This is a genomic window from Telluria sp. AZSoR62, assembly GCF_058111565.1.
This window is the reverse complement of the sequence record NZ_JBYTST010000408.1, coordinates 1-257: the sequence shown is the minus strand read 5'-3', so window position 1 is coordinate 257 and position 257 is coordinate 1. Positions and strand designations below refer to the sequence as shown.

The window sequence follows — 257 nt, the reverse complement described above, 5'->3', positions numbered from 1 at the left end:
AGTTCGGGTTCCAGATCATCAGGTGTTCGGACTTGGACGCGATTGGTGACCCCGCTGCAATCCAGAGGGTTAAGGAGCGTCTGGGCGATACGCCGGTCTACGTTTCCATGACACTGATGTCCTGGACCCGTCTTACGCTCCGGGCACCGGAACACCGGAGATGGCGGCCTCCACTCCCAGGAGCTGCTTGCCCTTTTGAGGGGCCTCAACGGTATTCTCGGGCTGATTGTGAACCGCTCCAAAGGAGCGACCATCAG

The 257-nt window shown here is 59.5% G+C and carries 1 protein-coding gene; it reads left to right on the top strand.

What is annotated here, in order from left to right; translation table 11 throughout:
- Positions 1–121: 121 nt before the first annotated feature.
- Positions 122–199 carry a hypothetical protein gene (locus AC3XQU_RS24270; RefSeq protein WP_489876677.1) on the top strand — a complete coding sequence of 26 codons (78 nt, stop codon included), beginning with the start codon at positions 122–124 and terminating at the stop codon, positions 197–199.
- Positions 200–257: the final 58 nt, after the last annotated feature.